The organism is Spiribacter salilacus (assembly GCF_009649225.1).
In the GTDB taxonomy this organism is placed as follows: Bacteria; Pseudomonadota; Gammaproteobacteria; order Nitrococcales; family Nitrococcaceae; genus Spiribacter; species Spiribacter salilacus.
In genome coordinates this window covers 1-852 of record NZ_WJPP01000015.1, presented here as the reverse complement: position 1 = coordinate 852, position 852 = coordinate 1, and the positions used below count along the sequence as shown (strand labels likewise).

The window sequence follows — 852 nt, the reverse complement described above, 5'->3', positions numbered from 1 at the left end:
TGAAGTGACCCCCTCCAAAACTGCACAGGTTAAAGTGCAGATGACAGGAGGGCATTATGAACGGCGAAGTACCCGTCAAACGCTGGACCGCCAAGCGCAAGTCAGCGTTGATTATTGATATCTTTAAAGGCAAGACCACACCGGTTGCGGTGGCCCGGCAGCATGATCTCACCGTGGCTGAGGTGGAGCGTTGAGTTGAGGAAGCCGAGCGGAGCAGGGAGAACGGCTTTCGCACCCGACCCCGAGATGTGCGCGAGCAATACGAAAAGGAGCTGCAGGAGACCCGAGAGGCACTCGGGGATGCGCACCTGCAGAATATACGCGCTAAAAAATATCGGCGCCTGCTCGACGACGAGGAGAACTCGTGAGATCGCTGGGCAACGGATATCTGTCATGTCTGGTGCGGTCGGGACCGGCGCGGCGCATTGGCTGCCGTGATCGACTGCTGTACCCGAGAGATCCTTGGCTGGCGCTTATCCAGCAGCGGTGCCACCGCAACTGCGGAGGCCGCGATTGAGGAAGCGTTAATCAGCCGCCTGGGGCACCTGCAGCGCATTGAGCGGCCGCTGGTGCTGAGATCGGATAATGGCTTGGTGTTCTCCTCGAAACACTACAGCAACACTGTCAGAGCGTATGGACTGACCCAGGAGTTCATCACGCCCTACACGCCGGAGCAGAACAGGCTAATGGAGCGCTTCTTCCGATCCCTAAAAGAGGAATGCATCTGGCAGCACCGGTTCGAATCGCTCGCGCATGCACGCCATGTGGTCGGGCAATGGATCCGGTTTTACAATAACGAACGGCCGCATCAGTCTCTGGGCTATGCGGCACCCAGTGCACACCCAGCATTAG

The 852-nt window shown here is 58.3% G+C and carries 2 protein-coding genes; both read left to right on the top strand.

The window, feature by feature from the left end; translation table 11 throughout:
- Positions 1-56: 56 nt before the first annotated feature.
- Entirely contained in the window at positions 57-194 is a 138-nt protein-coding gene (locus GH984_RS10845; protein ID WP_216643671.1) for a hypothetical protein, read from the top strand.
- A gap of 231 nt (positions 195-425) precedes the next feature.
- Positions 426-852 (top strand): integrase core domain-containing protein (locus GH984_RS10750; RefSeq protein WP_153720224.1); only part of this gene is annotated, 427 nt, incomplete at its 3' end.